Below are 17,114 nucleotides of genomic sequence, written 5' to 3' on the forward strand. Positions count from 1 at the left end.
GTTGTCGAAGGTGTCATGTTTGGTGGTAGAAAAGAAACTGTGACAGCAATTAGACGAAAAGACGGCTCCATCGAATACTTCTATTTAACAAAAAATCCTCCTGCATGGGTACAAACTTTAAAACGCATCCCATTCATCCGCGGCATCGTTGCCCTAGTGGAATCAAGCGCTATCGGTTCCAAGCATCTGACTTTCGCGACAGACCGCTACGATGAAGATCCGCAAGACGAAGCGGAGAATGTAAAAATCGAGAAAAAAGAATCGAAATTAGCCATGTGGCTTGGCGTCGCCGTTGTCGGTGTACTCTCCTTTATCTTCGCCAAATTCGTCATGACGCTAATTCCTGTTTTCATTGCCAACTTGTTCCGCCCTCTCGTTTCTGGCGATATGGGACAAATCATGTTGGAGACTTTGTTTAAGCTAATTCTTTTACTCGGCTATATTTTCGCAGTTTCGCAAACCCCAATTATAAAACGCGTCTTCCAATATCATGGCGCTGAACATAAAGTCATTAATTGCTACGAAGCAGACTTAGAACTGACGGTTGCTAATGTGCAAAGCAGATCTCGTTTACATTATCGTTGTGGTTCTAGCTTTATTCTATTTACAGTCATTGTCGGTATGTTCATTTATATGCTCGTTCCAACTGATCCACTTTGGGTTCGCGTCGTGAACCGGATTTTACTTATTCCTGTCGTACTCGGCGTTGCTTTTGAAGTCTTACAACTAACGAACAAATGCCGTAACATCCCCGTTTTGAAATACCTAGGTGTGCCAGGATTATGGTTGCAATTATTAACAACGAAAGAACCGCAAGATGATCAAGTAGAAGTCGCGATTGCTTCGTTCCAAGAACTACACCGCGTAGAACAAACAAGCAAAGAAGCTGTACTTCCGGAAAATTTAGAATTACTTGAATGAGGTGACAAGATGCGTAAATTCCCGATTTGGGTGTACATTTTAGCAATTTTGGCGGTCATCGGTATTTTTACAGTTGGATTTAAGAGCATTTTGAGTAGCGTTATCGTTTCTGTTATTGTGATTCTCCTCATCTGGCTTGTCTTTCGGTTTTTTAGTACTAAACCACCAAAGGACGATAAGTACCAAGCAGCCGTGAAACAATCGCAGAAATTGCGCGCCAAACAGCAACCAACTAGAAAAAAACGTAAAACTTCGCTGAAAGTCATTGATGGAAAGAAGAAATAAGTTATAATAGTAATTGGAAATAGATATTTGAAAGGGGTATATCAGCTTGAATATTGACTGGAGTTGGGTTTTAGCAATCGCGATTTTACTTGTGTTGCTAGGCTATGAATTGTATCAATTCATGATGAGAAGAAAAGCATTGACCATTTTAACAGAGGAAGAATTTAAGAAAGACTATCGGAAAGCGCAACTAATTGATGTTCGCGAACCAAACGAGTTCGATGCAGGACATATTTTAGGAGCACGCAACATTCCGATGTCTCAAATGAAAGCTCGCAAAGCAGAAATTCGTCAAGACTTACCCGTTTACTTGTACTGCCAAAGCGCACAACGAAGCAACCGCGCAGCTATCCTACTTTATAAGAATGGCTACCGCAACTTGTTCCAACTAAAAGGCGGCTACAAGAAGTGGACAGGAAAAACGAAATCCAAATAATAATTAAAAACCACTAGAGCAATGCGGCCTGGTGGTTTTTCTAAAGGAGAATATATATGGCAAAGAAAATCCAACAACCAAAAATGCCGCCACAACTAGCTGCATTTGATCCGAATTGGCTATCTGAGGAAGTGTATTTACGCGAAGTTCTAATCGAAAACCAAGATTTTAACCCCGACCCAATGGAACGCATTGTTTTAGACCAAGTCATTATGCGCAATGTGCACTTTGTTACGAAGGAATTTCCGAACATCGAGTTGACAGACGTTATTTTTGAAAAGTGTGACCTTTCTAATGTTCTGTTCAATACGGCGGTCATTCATCGTTGCCAATTCATTGATTGTAAGTTGACTGGTGCTGATTTATCGGATTCGATTATTCATAATACAAGTTTCCAGAACTGCTTAATGACCATGAGTTCCCTTGGATTCACGAAATTTAAGCATGTCGAATGGACAAATTGTTCGCTACTTAATGCAGATTTCTATGAATCAGAACTGAAAAATTCGGAAATCATCGGATGCGAATTGAATGAAGCGAATTTCTCAAATGTGGCGATGGAAAACATTGATTTAAGCGCCAATCATTTCGATGGTATCATGGTGTCGCTGGATAAACTGCGTGGTTGTCGCGTAACTTCTGAACAAGCGCTTAGTTTTGCGAGAGCTCTTGGGTTAGCGATTGTGGAAGATGAATAAATAAAGACGCTGAGCATTCCTGAATTAAACAGGGGCACTCAGCGTCTTTTTTAGTTTGTTACTTCGTCTTCTACTTTTTCTTGGTAGCGTAAAACTGGTTTTCTCGCAGCCTTCGTTTCATCCAGACGCTTCACATACGTATTGTATGGCGCTTCTTGCACGATTTCTGGACTATCTTCTGCTTCTTTTGCAATCTTAAGCATCACGTCGATGAACTCGTCTAACGTTTCTTTCGACTCAGTTTCTGTTGGTTCAATCATAATCGCCTCTTCCACAATGAGTGGGAAGTACACTGTTGGCGGATGGAAATTATGGTCTAACAGGCGCTTCGCGATATCCAATGTCCGGACGCCCAACTGCTTCTGACGTTTACCAGATAATACGAATTCATGTTTACAAATTTGATCAAATGGCAAATCATACGCATGCTCTAGGCGACGCATCATGTAGTTCGCATTTAATACGGCATACTCCGTTACTTTCTTCAAGCCATCAGGCCCCATCGTACGGATATACGTATATGCACGAACGTTGATACCAAAGTTACCATAATAAGGCTTCACACGACCAATAGATTGCGGATAGTTATAATCAAATGTATATTTATCCTCTTTCTTCGTCAAAACTGGTGTTGGCAAGAATGGAATCAAGTCTTTCTTCACGCCAATCGGTCCAGAACCAGGTCCACCACCGCCATGAGGTCCAGTGAATGTTTTATGCAAATTCAAATGCACAGCATCAAAACCCATATCTCCAGGGCGCACTTTTGCCATAATGGCGTTTAAGTTCGCACCGTCATAATATAATTTTCCGCCAGCTTTATGAACGATATCCGCCATTTCGACGATTTCCGCTTCAAAAAGACCTAGCGTATTTGGATTGGTTAACATAAGCGCTGCAGTGTCATCACCGACAACATTTTTCAAGTCATCAATATCTACAAGTCCTTTGTCATTTGATTTTACCGTGATGATATCAAAACCGGCCACTGAAGCTGACGCAGGGTTCGTACCGTGCGCAGAATCTGGAATAATAACTTTTGTACGGTGATGATCGCCATTCGCTTCATGGAAAGCACGAATTAACATTAAGGCAGTCCACTCCCCATGCGCACCAGCTGCTGGTTGTAACGTAACTTCATCCATTCCTGTAATCTCCACAAGACTTTCTTGCAAATCGTATAGTAATTCCATCGCACCTTGCACAGATTCTTCTGGTTGGTATGGGTGAACATTGGCAAATCCAGGGAAACGCGCTACTTTTTCATTGATTTTCGGATTGTATTTCATCGTACAAGAACCTAGTGGGTAGAATCCTGAATCTACGCCAAAATTATGGTTCGATAATGTTGTATAATGACGCATTAACTCTAATTCACTTAGTTCAGGCAAAGCTGGAGGTGTCTCTCTGACGTACGCTGCGCCGAATAAATCGTTTAAATCCACTTCTGGTACATCGCACTCAGGCAGGCTGTAACCAACACGACCAGGAACGGATCGCTCAAATACTAATGGCATTGTTTCGCTATTATTCATTTTGCACCCTCCAAACTTGTTACAAACGTTTCAATTTCTTCTTTTGTACGCATTTCTGTCACTGCAACGAGCATATGATTCGCATATTTTTCTTCGTAAATACCTAAATCATATCCCCCGATAATGCCCTGTTCCAGTAACTCCAAGTTTACCTCTTTCACTGGTTTCGATAATTTCACGACAAACTCGTTGAAGAACGCATCGCCTAGAATTACTTCAAAACCTTTGTCTTGGAAAGCTTTCTTCGCAAAATGAGATTTATCAACGTTTTGCTGTGCCATTTCAGTGATTCCTTGTTTTCCAAGCGCACTCATAGCTACAGAAGAAGCCAACGCATTTAATGCTTGGTTAGAACAAATATTAGACGTTGCTTTATCACGACGAATATGTTGTTCACGAGCTTGCAATGTAAGTACATATCCACGTTTCCCATTCTCATCCAACGTTTCCCCAACAAGACGCCCTGGCACTTTCCGCGTTAATTTCGAATTCACTGCAAAATAACCACAGTGAGGTCCACCAAACGCTTCGGAAATACCGAACACTTGTGTATCACCGACAACAATATCTGCTCCAAATTTACCTGGAGGCGTCAAAGCTCCAAGCGCTAATGGATTGCTGGAAACAACAAACAGCGCTTTATTATCATGAGCAAGCGGCGCAATTTCTTGTAACGCTTCAACTTGTCCATAAAAGTTCGGATACTGCACGATAACCGCAGCAACTGAATCATCTACTTGCGATTGCAAAGCCACTAAATCAGTCACGCCGTCCTTCTCATCAATTTCGACCACGTCAATATGTTGGCCAGATGCGTAGGTTTTTACGACATTGCGGGATTCTGGGTGCACCGCTTTTGAAATCAAGATTTTTTTGCGTTTCGTGTGAGCACTTGCAAGCATTGCGGCCTCTGCTAGCGAAGTTCCGCCATCATACATGGAAGAGTTCGCCAAGTCCATGCCTGTAATTTCAGCAATCATGGTTTGAAATTCGAAAATCGCTTGCAACTCCCCTTGCGAAATTTCTGGCTGATAAGGCGTGTAAGCCGTGTAAAACTCAGATCGTGAAATAACACTGTCCACCACAGTCGGTACATAATGATCGTAAACTCCTGCCCCTAAAAAGGAAGAATACGCCACTGAATCCGCATTTTTTGCAGCCATTCGAGCTAGCTCTTTTAGTAACGCAGGCTCAGATTTTGCTGGTTTTAAGTTATACTCCCGATTAAAACGAATCGACTCCGGAATATCCGTAAAAAGTTCGTCAATGGAAGCCACTCCAATCGTGTCTAGCATGTCCTTTTCATCTTGCTCTGTCATTGGTAAAAAACGATGTTTCGCCATATCTATATCCTCCTCATTATTTCGCGCGTTTATAAAATGGGGTTGGAACTACTTTTGCTTGTAATTTCTTATTACGAACTTCCACTTCAACAAGACTGTCTAGCGCTGTGTAATCAATATCAATTAATGCTAAACCTAAATTTTTGCCAAGCGTTGGAGATTGTGTCCCGCTTGTAACAATACCAATTTCTTTATCGCCCGCAAAAACTTTGTAATCATGTCTTGGAATACCGCGATCAATAAGCTCGATTCCGACTGATTTACGAGTTAGACCAGCTTCTTTTTGGGCGATTAATGCTTTTTTGCCTAGGAAATCGGCTTCTTTTTGAAGTTTTACTGCAAAGTCAACGCCTGCTTCCAGTGGTGAAATATCTTTGGAAAGCTCCTGACCGTAAAGTGCTAAATTCGCTTCAAAACGGAGTGTATCACGCGCTCCAAGGCCAATCGGAAGTACATCCTCTTTCAGAATTGCCTCCCAAACCGCTGGCGCATCTTCTGCTTTAGTATAAATTTCAAAACCGTCCTCACCAGTATAACCTGATCTAGAAACCAATGCTTGAACCCCTGCAACTTCTACATTATCCACAAAACCGAAGAATCCAAGTGCACCTAAATCTGCATCTGTTAACTTCGCCAAAACAGCTTCAGCATTAGGTCCTTGCAATGCCAATTGACCATATTCCAAAGATACATTCTGCACGTTTACACTATCTGTTGCATGTTCTGCTAACCATCCATAATCTTTATCTGTATTTGCCGCGTTAACAACTAGTAAATAATCGTTTTCCGCAATCATGTACACCACTAAATCATCCACAACGCCGCCGGTTTCGTAACACATAATATTGTATTGCGCTTTACCAGGCTTCAGTTTAGAAATATCATTAGACAACATTTTCTGTAGGAAATCTAAGCTCCCTGCCCCCTTCACAGTCACTTCTCCCATATGCGACACATCAAATAACCCAGCATTCGTTCTCACAGCCTCATGCTCGGCTTTAATCCCTTGAAATTGCACCGGTAAATCCCAACCACCAAAATCGATTGTCTTCGCGCCATACTTCTCATATAAAGGAAAAATAGGCGTTTTCTTAAGCTCTGTTAATTCAGTCATGTGAAATCCTCCTCTTTTTTTGCATACTAAAAGGACTTACTCGTTAAAATAAGTCTCTGTCGTGCTCCAAAATAAGGAAAAATGCCTCCAGAGTTGCGTCCCATAAACATCCTTTTGCCTGAGAGTTTCACATTCACATGCTTTCCCCGTCGGCGCCGCAAAAATATGCAGTCTCTCTGTCTATTTTCATCCGCTCTTTTATGTATTGATTGCCTTTTCTACATGTTACCACGAGAAGCTATCGTTCGGCAAATAATATACTTCAAGCGTGTATATTCCTTAAATTTGATGATTCGTTCGGAATGAAAGGGCTTTATTATTAAAACTAATAAAAATCGTACGTATGTGAAAAAGTTATCAAATTATAAATTATGTAAAAAATATTTTCGCGGTTATTTCAGCAAAAAATGGTCGTGATTTCGGCTCAAAAATAGAAGTTTGTGAATTTTTTAGGCTCAAAAATACTATTTTGCGTTTTCAGGTGAAAAAGGAATTCCAAGGGTTGACGGCGAATACGTTTAGCATAGACATAGAAAAGGAGTCGAATGTATGATTCAAAACTTAGCTGATAACTTGTTAGACCAGGCTTTATCCCTTGCAGTAAGCGATATTCACCTCATTCCAGTCGAAGATGAGTACCGCATTCTATTTCGAATCCATGGCCAATTGCAAAACTTTACTACAATGCCGTTTGATGTTGGCGAACGATTGCTTGCTCATTTGAAATATCGAGGCTTTATGGACATAAGCGAAACACGCAAGCCACAAAGCGGCGCCTTTCAAGCAGAGCTTCAATCACAACTTGTTTCTGTACGTTTAGCTACAATACCGAACTTTCGTTTTATAGAGAGTATGGTCATTCGTGTTTTTTCAGAGAATGATATGCAGCCTTTCCAGCAAAGTACAGTTTTTAAACAGATATCTTCTAGCATTCTATCCCATGTTAGAAATAAGTCTGGACTTTTACTATTTTCTGGCTCAACAGGAAGTGGCAAAACATCGAGCATGTATAGCTTAGCCCACTCGCTAAGTTTATGGTCGCCACTACAGATTATTACTATTGAAGACCCTGTAGAACGTCCAGTATCGACCTTTTTGCAAGTACAGGTCAATGAAAAAGCCGGTTTAGACTACGCTGACATTATTCGCGCAACATTGCGGCATGACCCCGATATATTGATTGTTGGAGAAATAAGAGACAGTCATACGGCTAAAATGGTCATTCGAAGTGCGCTTACTGGACATCTGGTGCTGAGTACTGTACATGCCGATAGCTCTTATGGCGTATTGGCGCGTTTGGTGGAGTTAGGCGTCGATCGAGAAGAGATTAGACAATGCTTGTTAGGCGTAACCTATCAACAACTTGAGAAGCTCTATTGTCCATTCTGTGCCGATTACTGTCACGCTTTATGCAATCATTTCTCCAAAAAGCGTACTGCTTTGTATGAATTTCTAGACAAAGAGCACATTCATAGCTTTTTTAAGACCACGAAGGAAGCAACACCATCAAATACAATTATCGAACAACGAAAGAAAGGAGTTTTATATGGATTTTTTTCTCCGCAATAACTGGCGTACAGATGGCGAATTTTTAGTTCGTCTCGCTGATTTATTAAGCAAAGGCTTCACGATGGAAGAAGCTATCTCATTTCTCTCCATCACAACGCCGAAAGATGCCGACCGTAATGCCAAAATACTACACGTGCTCCAAACAGGATCTCCGTTCAGTGAAGCCCTCCTGCAAGCTAAGTTTCCTAGTTTTGTATGCACACAGCTACACTATGCGAGCCGACATGGCTTTTTCAATGAGACAGTTCAAGAAACAGGTAATCACTTAACCCGTAAAGCGGAGCAACAAAAAGCACTACGTAAAATTTTTCAATACCCGCTTATTTTATTTATGACAGTCATTGTTGTATTTTTCCTTTTACGTATTTTCTTATTACCCAAATTTGATACTTTATTTAATCAGCTAAGTCACGGCGATAGTCAGACAACAAATTTTACGTACTTCATTTTAGAAAAACTTCCACTCATCTTTTTAGGATTTCTTGGTCTAGTTTTTGTGCTTTGTACTTTCTTTCTGACAAAGCAGCGAAATAAAAATTCCTATGAACGCGCACATCTTTACTGTCAAATCCCTATCGTAAAAAGATTCATACGGCTTCATTACTCACAACTTTTCGCACGAGAATGCGGATATCTTTTAAAAAGCGGATTATCCATCAATGACATGGTGAAAGTATTCGCATTACCAGATTCCCCGCCTTTATTCCAATACATCAGTAAGTTAATCGGAAAAGCATTCTCAGAAGGAAAAGCATTCACTAACGCATTAACCCAATTCACCATCTTCGAATCAGAAATGATTTATATCATTAAATATGGTGAAAAAAATGGCCAATTAGCAGAAGAATTATTGTTTTACTATACGCTTTGCCATCAGAAGTCCGAAGAAAAGATAGAGAAGATATTCAGCTTCATTCAACCAGTCGTTTTCATGGTTATTGGCGTTCTCATTGTTTCTATCTATCTGTCCATCCTATTCCCAATGTTTTCAATGGTCAACTCGATTTAAATCAAACTAAAGGAGCGATTACAATGTTTAAAAAAATTAATTGGAAAGATGAATCTGGTTTTACTCTCGTAGAAATGTTAATAGTTCTGTTAGTCGTGAGCGTCCTTCTCCTACTCACTATTCCAAATATCGTGAAACAGAGTAAATCTATCAATGACAAAGGTTGCGATGCTTTCATAACCATGGTACAAGGACAAGCCCAGGCTTATCAATTAGAACACAATAAAGTTCCTACATTACAAGATTTGCTTACAGGTGGCTACTTATCCGGCGAACAAAAGAAATGTCCAAACGGAAAAGATGTTGTTATCGATAGTAACGGAAAAGTGACAGAAGCACCGTGAGACAGAACGGATTTACACTAATGGAAATGCTTCTTGTCTTAGCGATCACCCTGATTATATGCAGTATAAGCTTCATCCCCGCAGGCTCACTTATCGTTCAAATATCAGAACGTCAAAGCCTCGATCAACTAAAGATAGACATTATGCAACTCCAATCCATTGCAGTCCTAACAAACCAAGAAACAATTCTAACTTTAGATGGTTCAAAAAACATATATTTTGGGTCCACCACCGATTCCTTGCAACCTAAACTATCTAGAAAGTTCACTGAAACACTCCATTTTGCAGAGAAAAGCGAGCAAGTTTTTCGCTTTTCTCCGCCGTATGGTAATATCAATAAATTTAAAACCATTGTCATAGAGGGATTCAAGAAAAAATATGCCCTCATCTTTCAAATTGGAAAAGGGAGGTTTCGCATTGAAGAAATCTAACGGTTTCTCACTTTTAGAATCACTTTTTTCGCTCAGCATGCTATCGCTTATCGTCCTATCTCTTCTTCCGATGATAATTCAAATGAAGCAACAGCTACATGAACAGAATCAAAAAACGACAGCCTTTCAACTTCTAGCAGAAGAAAGCAAATTCCATATAGATACATTAGCGTCTACAAATTATAAAACTACAATAAAAAAGCAAGCTTATCAAATAACCTACAGCAAGGAGGCGAATAAACTCTGTGCTGCTTATGCAAAAGAAAACATGTGCTACTCACTCAAATAACCAAGGCTTTACTTTATTAGAATCCTTATTTTCACTGCTCATTGTCATCATCATCGCATCATTCATCCCACTCATTTTTCAATCTTATCAATCCATCCTAAAAGCATCAGACATTGATAAAAACTACGAATGGCAAGTGTTCATAAATCAAATAAGCAAAGAATTAAACACATCCAAACAACTCGCCGTCTCAGAAAACAGCATCACATTTATTTCATCGGATAAAGTAATTACCTACGAAAAATATCAAAATATGCTGCGGCGCTCCGTAGACAATAAGGGACACGAACCACTTCTAACAAATATTAAACAAAGTATCTGGAAAAAACTAAATGATCAACAACTCTTATACACCGTCATATTTGAGGATGACCAGGAATTGACTGCACGTTTCCAAATCAATCAAGAAAGGAGCTAACCTATTGAAACAAAATGGATTTACCTATGTTTTATGCTTATACATCACCGCACTGGGAATTACAACTATGCTTGGCGCCACAAGCATCTTCCAAACAAAAATCCAAATGGAAAAACAGCTACAAAATCATTATCTTGCCTCCACTATTTTAAATCTATCTATTCCAAATAATATTCCTAAGATACAAATTTCTCAAAAATCATTTACAGAGAGGCACAATAACGCAATTTTATGGTATAATTGGGCAGAAAGTTCAGAAGATAGTATCACCTATGCTATAACAATCCAGTTAGACAATGGCTACACATCAAAACAAACTATCTGCTGGAATATAAAAACCAGAGAACTATTTATTGATACTAAATGAACATAAAAAATTAGGAGGTTTGTATGGATCAAATCGTTTTAACTGGCTTTATGGGGGCTGGAAAATCAACTGTTGGTAAAATACTGGCAGATAGTTTAGCCCTCCCTTTTATAGACATCGATAGCGAGATACAGAGAGAACAAGGAATGCTTATTACAGATATCTTTGCTCAATTAGGTGAATCCAAGTTTCGTGAACTTGAACATCAAACGCTACTACAAGCATTACAAAAAAATGCTGTAATAGCAACTGGTGGCGGTATTATTTTATCTGAGACTAATCAATCAGCACTCAAAAATGCGAATCACGTTATATACCTGAAAACAAATCCCCAGACATTCTTAACAAGGCTTTCAGGCGATACATCACGTCCTCTTATTCAAGAAAAGAGCCCACAAGAAATTCAAGCTATATTCGATTCTCGTACGCATTTATACGAAAACACAGCACACCTGATTGTTGAAACAGATAATTTAACACCCGATCAAATCGTCGACAAAATTAAAAATCATTTTCAGTTAGGAAAGGAGCAATCATGACACAACCAGTACTAGAAATCAGCCATTTAGTAAAACAAATAGGCGCTAAGACCATTATTAATGATATTTCATTCTCTGTTGAACCTGGAGAAATTTTCGGACTCTTAGGACCAAACGGAGCCGGAAAAACAACCATTATCCGCAGCATTGTCAAATTAATCAACAAAACAAGTGGTGACATCAAAATTCTCGGTCAAGACATCGATACAAACCATATAGAAGCAATAAAAAACGTCGGCGCCATTGTTGAAAATCCTGAATTTTACCCGTATATGACAGGCTTACAAAATCTAAAAACCTTTGCCTCCATGTCTCGTAAGAAAATAACTGATGAACGCATAAAAGAAATCGTGCAACTTGTTCATTTAGAAAAAGCCATCAACAACAAGGTGAAAACATATTCGTTAGGTATGCGCCAAAGATTAGGTGTCGCTCAAGCCCTCATTCACGATCCAAAGCTACTTATTTTTGATGAGCCGACAAATGGACTTGATCCTGAGGGAATGAAAGAGTTCCGGCTACAAATGAAAGATCTTGCTAAACAAGGAGTTAGTGTACTCGTATCGTCTCACTTATTAAATGAAATGGAACTTCTATGTGACCGCTTTGCTATTATCGAGCAAGGAAAACTTACTCACATTGCTGATATGAAGCAAGAAGTTGTAGCGAACGAGCCACAACTCAAGACCTTCCATATGCATTTAGAACCGCTAGATACAGCAAAACAGTTACTTTCCAGTTGGAATATTGATTACATACTAGCCGAAGATGGGACAGCTCACTTCTTCATAGAAAGCGTTCCTTCTGACATTCCACAATTAGTGAAAAATCTCGCTTTAGCCGATATTTCCATCTTCACAGTGGAACCACAAACAAAATCATTGGAAGAACGATTCCTAGAAATAACGAAACATAATGGAGGTAGTATGCAATGATGACACTAATCGCAAATGAAACAAGAAAAATATCACTTCGCTTCAGTACTTGGCTATATCCAATAATCATTATGGTGGTTATATTAGCTCTAGCAGCAATCTTTAGATCCGTTTCGCCCGACATTGATAACATTCAATTTATGCTGTCTATTAATGGCATTAGTATGTTTTTAGTCGCACTATTCTCTATCGTTATTGCTAGTTCTGTCGTTGCTTCAGAATTCAGTTTTGGGACAATCAAATTATTATTGATTCGACCATATAAAAGATGGGAAATCCTCTTATCTAAATACATTGTTGTCATGCTTTATGCTGTCGCACTTGCTCTCTTCACACTATTAATAACCTATCTAATTAGCGGCGTGCTTACCTCTTTTGGAAGCTTGACACAAGATGTAAGTGACATAATCCCAACATATTCAGAGAATGGAGATATCTTAAATACTGGTCTAACAGCAATTAATGCGCTAAGCACACAACTTGGATTCTTTCTAGTTGAATTGATTTTCTCCATGTCCATTGCATTCATGGTATCTTCCCTTCTAAGAAGTCAAGCGCTAGCAGTTGGAATTGGTCTGTTCTTACTGTTTATCAATAGCATCGCTGGCGGTATCACTTTAATGTTAGCAGAGAAATTTGAATGGTTTAAATACATCTTTGTGACCCCATTATATTATATTAATATGAATTCAAATGCGATGGGTAGCATGGAGATTAATAGTGGTCTATCGACAGGTTTAGCTATTGGCATTCTTGCAGTATACTATGTCGTATTTATGGCTCTATCTTTTATTTTCTTCCAAAAAAGAGACGTTTCTGTTTAAATTCAATGCACGAAAAAAACATGCCAGGTTAAAACGCTTGGCATGTTTTAATACATTTTATCTTGATGTTGTATTAGATAAGTTATGTTTTCGGTTTTTAAATCAATAATTTGGTCAAATAAATAGCCGTACAGACAATATCTCCCGTTCGGAGAAGTTAGAATTGGTTCGTTGTTAACCAGCTCCAATACCGTCGTCTTCTTTTTCGCTTTAGGATCGACACTAACTAGCTTGAATTCCCCGCCATAATCTTTTAGTTTTTTACTTTCATATGGCTCAAATGTGAGGAAGCTTTGCTGTTCGACATTTAAATCATAGAAAGGAAAGAAAGTACCGAGTTCGTCATACACTCGAGGTGCATCATAACTATAGTAAGACTGAAACCCTATTGTTCTAAAATTATAAGTCATCTCTTTCTCCGTATCACTGGGCTCCATTGTTAACAATGTGTTTGCCGATACCACAAACTGATAAATATCGGCCGCAATCAAGCTCTTCATTTGCTTATCGCGCATATCCTCTAAATATAAATCGCCCTTATCATCTTTTGGCGAAGTCTTCTGATTAAAAACAAATAGATTATCGCTGTACCACGTTACAAACGGTGCATCTGTATTTAATTTCGTCAAAGCCCCTGATAAAATATCCCATTGAAAAACTTGATAATTCCAGTCTGTATCAAATGTTGTTAAGAACATTTTGTCCTGATTGTCTTGGTTCCAACCAAATTCGATATTTTGTGGCTTTACAGATTTTGTATACATGAGCGCGCCAGACATGGAAATCACTTCTAAAGAAGCTTCGTTTTTATTTGCTGCTGAATAAAGTAAAAAGCGATCACGATTCGGACTAATGAGGACTTCTGAGATTACATTTTTTGTTTCATAAATTGGTTTTCTTTTGTTTGTAAAGACATTTAGGCTTTCGAATGTCATTTTCTTATTTCCTTTTAGTTGCACTAATACGTGATTGTCATCGATCCAGCCGACTACTCGTTGAAATTCTTTTGATTTAATGTTCGATGTTTTGATTGTGTCAGGTGTGCTTGTCTGCTTTTTGGTCGGTGCCTTCTCACTTTCGCAGCCATAGGAAAGAAATAAAAGACCCAGGATAGTAATTAGAAAAAATATGCGTTTTTTATTCATCTCTCTCCCCCCAATTGCTTGTGTGTTAATTACATTTTACCCTGACATTCAGACACTAAAACAAATTTCCAACAAAATTAAAAACAAGCGATATTATTAGCATTGAAATAGGTACTAATAATATCGCCAATCAATAGCTTTTATTCAGCTGGAAGCGCTAACCACGCTGCACCTAAAACGCCTGCATCGTTTCCTAAAGTTGCAATCGAAATCGATGTAGATTCTCGTACTGCTGGGAAAACCATGCCTTCGAAATAGGTTTGAATTGGTTTTAGCAATGCGTCACCTGCTGCGGAAACGCCACCACCAATAATAATTTTTTCTGGATTTAGCATGTTACCGATATGGCTACACGCAAGACCAAGATAGAAGCAAATATGATCGACTACTTCTTTCGCTAGTTCATCGCCCTCTGCTGCCAGTTCGAAAATCAATTTCGATGTTACTTCTTCGGATGTTGCTTTTAACTTGGAGTCTTTCTCGTATGTTTTGGCTAAATCTTTTGCTACGCGGACGATACCTGTAGCGGATGCAATGGTTTCTAGGCAACCTTTTTTGCCGCAAGTACAGTCATACGCATGTTCACTTGTGTCTACGGTGATATGACCAATCTCGCCTGCTGCTCCTTTTGCTCCATGAAGAATTTTGCCTTCAGCGAAAATACCGCCGCCAACGCCTGTTCCTAGGGTTACAAAGAATACGTTAGCAGAGCCTTCACCAGCGCCTTGCCATCTTTCGCCTACCGCTGCGATATTAGCGTCATTATCTAAGTAAACATCTAAACCTGTAATTGCTTTTAAGTCTGTTGCTACATTTTGTGTTTTTGCCCAGTTAAGATTGTAGGCACCTTTGACGGTTCCTTTTTCATAATCAATGGTTCCTGGGGTACCCATTCCGATACCGTAAAAGCCGCTATTATCTAATTGTAAATCGGTTAATTTTTGATTAATGCTGTCGCCGATATTGCGAACGATATGAGAGCCTTCGTCTGCGATGTCTGTTGCGACAGACCATTTTTCTTCGATTTTGCCATCTGTTGTTAAAATCGCGATTTTTGCAGTAGTTCCACCTAGGTCAACACCAATTAATTTCTTTTCCATGTTCACATGTCTCCTAATCTACACTCTATTTTTTGCTTTCTCTTTATCCAGCTCTACTTTTAAAATCGATCGCGCGCGAGCATATACTTCTCGATCAAGCAATTTATGTTTAAACAGTTCAGTAAGCTCGTATTCCATCATTTCAATGTCCCACTCCCTTTTCCCTAAGTAGACAAAGATGCCATATTTCTTAAGCAATTGAGCCACATCATAAACTGTTTTCATAACGATACCTTCTTATCTCATTTGGATTTTGCTTTCTAAATACTGCTTATACTGCATATATGTTTCAGATTTCTCCTGCTCTACAGCGATGCTTGCTTCTTTTAACGCTTGTTTCAAATCGCCTTGCATCTCGTAATTCCTAGCTAATAAGAAATGGGCATGGGGGTTAAAAGGCTGCAAGCGGATAGCTTCATTTGCGTAAATGGCGGCTTGTTTCTCGTTGTCTTTGATTGTTGCAATCACTGCCAAATTAGTAAACGTGACGTCATCAGCGCTGTTCGAAGATTTTAGTTGATTTAATATGGTTTGCGCGGTATCGTAATCTTCATTTTGGATGAATGCTCCTGCAACGCCATTCGCGTTTTGCGGGTCATATGGTTGCTGGCCTTTACTAAAACCAAACCATAGGAAAAATGCGGTTAGGGCAACGACAGAAATTCCGTAAAGGACGCGGCGCCAATGGAAATATTGGTTAGGCATGGATAAAGCGCCTGCAATCAAGAATCCGCCAACTAAACCGCCGATGTGACCAGCTAAATCGATTCCTTGCGAAAATAAATCGACGACTAAATTCACAACGACTAATCCAGCAATGCTGATTCCTAGTGAGCGCGCATAAATATGCGGTTTTAATACCACTAAATAGAGCAATGCACCAAAAATACCAAAAATCGCTGTACTAGCACCGGCCGACACGTTTACATTAAATACGAAGCTTGCAACGACACCGGTAATACCGGATATAAAATAAATTAATGCGTAACGCCATTTTCCGTATAGTTTCTCAGCCATTGGTCCAATAATATAAAGGACGACTGAATTCATGAGTAAGTGTAGCAAGCCTATATGGATAAACATCGGTGTAATAAAGCGCCACCATTCGCCAGCGTAAATGAGCGGGTTAAACTTGGCACCCCAACGAACTAGGTTGTACGTGTTGTTGCTTGTTCCACCAGTGAAAGTCATGATGAGGAATACAGCAATCTGAATGGCTAGTAAAACGTAAGTCACATAAGGCTTTTCCTTGCGGGCCTGCACTTGTTCTTCGCTAACTTTCGCAGTGATGTAGTTAATGACTTGACTGCGTTCTCTCACTACAGCCGCCTCATCAATGTCTTCTGGGACATGAAAAGTGCCTGCTGGAATGTCGAGCGATGCCTCTAAGTCTGGTAATTGTGCGTTTGCGGCTTCTTTATCAATCAATATATTATTTAAACTTATCTTTTCGTTATCGGATTGTAGCGGCTTGTCGAACCATTCTGAAATGTCCCCGACTGGCGCAAAGGGTGTGATATAAATATTGATAAGTGGGAGTTTCAAACGCCCCATTTGTTTACGTAAGTCTTCGCAAACACGCATGACTTGTTCAATATCTCGCTCTACCACATTTGCCCAGCTGAGCTCCTTCATCTGGATTCGAATCACTGGCCGCTTCTTCTGTGCTGGATTGTCTAACCAAAGTTCTTGCTTCTTTTCGTGAAGATGAATTAAGCGATAGCCTTCTTCCACAAGAAAATAGTTCGTTAATCGCCAAAAGATATACTGTTCTTGGAAGCTCAAAAAATTCCCTGCTTTCTTTAAAATCCT

At 39.4% G+C, this 17,114-nt stretch carries 21 protein-coding genes and 1 riboswitch; of the genes, 14 read left to right on the forward strand and 7 right to left on the reverse strand.

What is annotated here, in order from left to right; genetic code table 11:
• Positions 1–15 precede the first annotated feature (15 nt).
• The 4 genes from EP57_RS06830 (at position 16) to EP57_RS06845 (ending at position 2,340) form a co-directional block, all read left to right on the forward strand.
• On the forward strand, positions 16–921 hold the full coding sequence (locus EP57_RS06830; RefSeq protein ID WP_077916815.1) for a DUF1385 domain-containing protein: 906 nt from the start codon (positions 16–18) through the stop codon (positions 919–921).
• Positions 922–930: 9 nt separating this feature from the next.
• Positions 931–1,206 (forward strand): SA1362 family protein, encoded by a 276-nt coding sequence (locus EP57_RS06835; RefSeq protein WP_036085415.1) that lies wholly within the window; start codon positions 931–933, stop codon positions 1,204–1,206.
• Positions 1,207–1,327: 121 nt separating this feature from the next.
• Positions 1,328–1,642 (forward strand): rhodanese-like domain-containing protein, encoded by a 315-nt coding sequence (locus EP57_RS06840; protein WP_077912889.1) that lies wholly within the window; start codon positions 1,328–1,330, stop codon positions 1,640–1,642.
• A gap of 56 nt (positions 1,643–1,698) precedes the next feature.
• Positions 1,699–2,340 (forward strand): pentapeptide repeat-containing protein, encoded by a 642-nt coding sequence (locus tag EP57_RS06845; RefSeq protein WP_036085416.1) that lies wholly within the window; start codon positions 1,699–1,701, stop codon positions 2,338–2,340.
• Positions 2,341–2,390: 50 nt separating this feature from the next.
• Here the strand turns inward: EP57_RS06845 and gcvPB are convergent, their stop codons facing one another.
• From gcvPB to gcvT, 3 genes are read right to left on the reverse strand one after another with little or no spacing between them, the layout of a single operon-like run.
• On the reverse strand, positions 2,391–3,875 hold the full coding sequence (gcvPB, locus tag EP57_RS06850; protein WP_036085417.1) for an aminomethyl-transferring glycine dehydrogenase subunit GcvPB: 1,485 nt from the start codon (positions 3,873–3,875) through the stop codon (positions 2,391–2,393).
• Positions 3,872–5,218 (reverse strand): aminomethyl-transferring glycine dehydrogenase subunit GcvPA, encoded by a 1,347-nt coding sequence (gene gcvPA / locus EP57_RS06855; RefSeq protein ID WP_036085418.1) that lies wholly within the window; start codon positions 5,216–5,218, stop codon positions 3,872–3,874. The genes gcvPB and gcvPA overlap by 4 nt, the downstream gene beginning before the upstream one ends.
• A 16-nt stretch (positions 5,219–5,234) precedes the next feature.
• On the reverse strand, positions 5,235–6,332 hold the full coding sequence (gcvT, locus tag EP57_RS06860) for a glycine cleavage system aminomethyltransferase GcvT (protein ID WP_036085419.1): 1,098 nt from the start codon (positions 6,330–6,332) through the stop codon (positions 5,235–5,237).
• A gap of 96 nt (positions 6,333–6,428) precedes the next feature.
• Positions 6,429–6,522, reverse strand: a riboswitch (glycine riboswitch).
• Positions 6,523–6,881: 359 nt separating this feature from the next.
• On the opposite strand from gcvT, the gene comGA reads away from it, so the two are divergent.
• The 10 genes from comGA to EP57_RS06910 are packed head-to-tail and all read left to right on the forward strand — an operon-like array spanning position 6,882 to position 13,057.
• Complete coding sequence (gene comGA / locus EP57_RS06865; RefSeq protein ID WP_036085420.1) at positions 6,882–7,901, forward strand: competence type IV pilus ATPase ComGA; 1,020 nt, start codon at positions 6,882–6,884, stop codon at positions 7,899–7,901.
• A complete protein-coding gene (gene comGB / locus EP57_RS06870; protein WP_036085421.1) occupies positions 7,879–8,910 on the forward strand; it encodes a competence type IV pilus assembly protein ComGB in 1,032 nt (343 codons plus the stop codon). The genes comGA and comGB overlap by 23 nt, the downstream gene beginning before the upstream one ends.
• Positions 8,911–8,933: 23 nt before the next feature.
• Positions 8,934–9,254 (forward strand): competence type IV pilus major pilin ComGC, encoded by a 321-nt coding sequence (comGC, locus tag EP57_RS06875; protein ID WP_036085422.1) that lies wholly within the window; start codon positions 8,934–8,936, stop codon positions 9,252–9,254.
• On the forward strand, positions 9,251–9,685 hold the full coding sequence (gene comGD, locus EP57_RS06880) for a competence type IV pilus minor pilin ComGD (protein WP_036085424.1): 435 nt from the start codon (positions 9,251–9,253) through the stop codon (positions 9,683–9,685). The genes comGC and comGD overlap by 4 nt, the downstream gene beginning before the upstream one ends.
• Positions 9,672–9,974 carry a competence type IV pilus minor pilin ComGE gene (gene comGE / locus EP57_RS16485; protein ID WP_052167597.1) on the forward strand — a complete coding sequence of 101 codons (303 nt, stop codon included), beginning with the start codon at positions 9,672–9,674 and terminating at the stop codon, positions 9,972–9,974. Before comGD ends, comGE begins: the two co-directional genes overlap by 14 nt.
• Positions 9,940–10,392 (forward strand): competence type IV pilus minor pilin ComGF, encoded by a 453-nt coding sequence (gene comGF, locus EP57_RS06890; RefSeq protein WP_036085425.1) that lies wholly within the window; start codon positions 9,940–9,942, stop codon positions 10,390–10,392. Before comGE ends, comGF begins: the two co-directional genes overlap by 35 nt.
• Before the next feature lie 4 nt (positions 10,393–10,396).
• Complete coding sequence (locus tag EP57_RS06895; protein WP_036085426.1) at positions 10,397–10,759, forward strand: hypothetical protein; 363 nt, start codon at positions 10,397–10,399, stop codon at positions 10,757–10,759.
• 23 nt (positions 10,760–10,782) lie between these two features.
• Complete coding sequence (locus EP57_RS06900; protein ID WP_077916808.1) at positions 10,783–11,298, forward strand: shikimate kinase; 516 nt, start codon at positions 10,783–10,785, stop codon at positions 11,296–11,298.
• Positions 11,295–12,233, forward strand: coding sequence for an ABC transporter ATP-binding protein (locus EP57_RS06905; RefSeq protein ID WP_036085427.1), 939 nt, complete (start codon positions 11,295–11,297; stop codon positions 12,231–12,233). The genes EP57_RS06900 and EP57_RS06905 overlap by 4 nt, the downstream gene beginning before the upstream one ends.
• On the forward strand, positions 12,230–13,057 hold the full coding sequence (locus EP57_RS06910; RefSeq protein WP_036085428.1) for an ABC transporter permease: 828 nt from the start codon (positions 12,230–12,232) through the stop codon (positions 13,055–13,057). The genes EP57_RS06905 and EP57_RS06910 overlap by 4 nt, the downstream gene beginning before the upstream one ends.
• A gap of 47 nt (positions 13,058–13,104) precedes the next feature.
• Here the strand turns inward: EP57_RS06910 and EP57_RS06915 are convergent, their stop codons facing one another.
• From EP57_RS06915 to EP57_RS06930, 4 genes are all read right to left on the reverse strand, one after another.
• Complete coding sequence (locus EP57_RS06915; RefSeq protein ID WP_036085429.1) at positions 13,105–14,202, reverse strand: YqgU-like beta propeller domain-containing protein; 1,098 nt, start codon at positions 14,200–14,202, stop codon at positions 13,105–13,107.
• 140 nt (positions 14,203–14,342) lie between these two features.
• The gene (locus tag EP57_RS06920; protein WP_036085430.1) at positions 14,343–15,302 is read right to left on the reverse strand and encodes an ROK family glucokinase; all 960 of its coding nucleotides are present in this window, start codon (positions 15,300–15,302) and stop codon (positions 14,343–14,345) included.
• Between the two features lie 18 nt (positions 15,303–15,320).
• Positions 15,321–15,527, reverse strand: a complete 207-nt coding sequence (locus tag EP57_RS06925; protein ID WP_036085431.1) for a YqgQ family protein — start codon at positions 15,525–15,527, stop codon at positions 15,321–15,323.
• A 12-nt stretch (positions 15,528–15,539) separates the two neighbouring features.
• Complete coding sequence (locus EP57_RS06930; RefSeq protein WP_036085432.1) at positions 15,540–17,087, reverse strand: rhomboid family protein; 1,548 nt, start codon at positions 17,085–17,087, stop codon at positions 15,540–15,542.
• Between the last annotated feature and the right edge of the window lie 27 nt (positions 17,088–17,114).

Origin of the sequence: Listeria booriae (assembly GCF_000766865.1) — a bacterium.
GTDB lineage: Bacteria > Bacillota > Bacilli > Lactobacillales > Listeriaceae > Listeria_A > Listeria_A booriae.

Excerpts from the sequence above, each read along its gene's own strand:
- EP57_RS06830 (WP_077916815.1), top strand. The coding sequence starts at position 16 with ATGTTTGGTGGTAGAAAAGAAACTGTGACAGCAATTAGACGAAAAGAC.
- EP57_RS06835 (WP_036085415.1), top strand. The coding sequence starts at position 931 with ATGCGTAAATTCCCGATTTGGGTGTACATTTTAGCAATTTTGGCGGTC.
- EP57_RS06840 (WP_077912889.1), top strand. The coding sequence starts at position 1,328 with ATGATGAGAAGAAAAGCATTGACCATTTTAACAGAGGAAGAATTTAAG.
- EP57_RS06845 (WP_036085416.1), top strand. The coding sequence starts at position 1,699 with ATGGCAAAGAAAATCCAACAACCAAAAATGCCGCCACAACTAGCTGCA.
- gcvPB (WP_036085417.1), bottom strand. The coding sequence starts at position 3,875 with ATGAATAATAGCGAAACAATGCCATTAGTATTTGAGCGATCCGTTCCT.
- gcvPA (WP_036085418.1), bottom strand. The coding sequence starts at position 5,218 with ATGGCGAAACATCGTTTTTTACCAATGACAGAGCAAGATGAAAAGGAC.
- gcvT (WP_036085419.1), bottom strand. The coding sequence starts at position 6,332 with ATGACTGAATTAACAGAGCTTAAGAAAACGCCTATTTTTCCTTTATAT.
- comGA (WP_036085420.1), top strand. The coding sequence starts at position 6,882 with ATGATTCAAAACTTAGCTGATAACTTGTTAGACCAGGCTTTATCCCTT.
- comGB (WP_036085421.1), top strand. The coding sequence starts at position 7,879 with ATGGATTTTTTTCTCCGCAATAACTGGCGTACAGATGGCGAATTTTTA.
- comGC (WP_036085422.1), top strand. The coding sequence starts at position 8,934 with ATGTTTAAAAAAATTAATTGGAAAGATGAATCTGGTTTTACTCTCGTA.
- comGF (WP_036085425.1), top strand. The coding sequence starts at position 9,940 with ATGCAAAAGAAAACATGTGCTACTCACTCAAATAACCAAGGCTTTACT.
- EP57_RS06900 (WP_077916808.1), top strand. The coding sequence starts at position 10,783 with ATGGATCAAATCGTTTTAACTGGCTTTATGGGGGCTGGAAAATCAACT.
- EP57_RS06905 (WP_036085427.1), top strand. The coding sequence starts at position 11,295 with ATGACACAACCAGTACTAGAAATCAGCCATTTAGTAAAACAAATAGGC.
- EP57_RS06910 (WP_036085428.1), top strand. The coding sequence starts at position 12,230 with ATGATGACACTAATCGCAAATGAAACAAGAAAAATATCACTTCGCTTC.
- EP57_RS06915 (WP_036085429.1), bottom strand. The coding sequence starts at position 14,202 with ATGAATAAAAAACGCATATTTTTTCTAATTACTATCCTGGGTCTTTTA.
- EP57_RS06920 (WP_036085430.1), bottom strand. The coding sequence starts at position 15,302 with ATGGAAAAGAAATTAATTGGTGTTGACCTAGGTGGAACTACTGCAAAA.
- EP57_RS06925 (WP_036085431.1), bottom strand. The coding sequence starts at position 15,527 with ATGAAAACAGTTTATGATGTGGCTCAATTGCTTAAGAAATATGGCATC.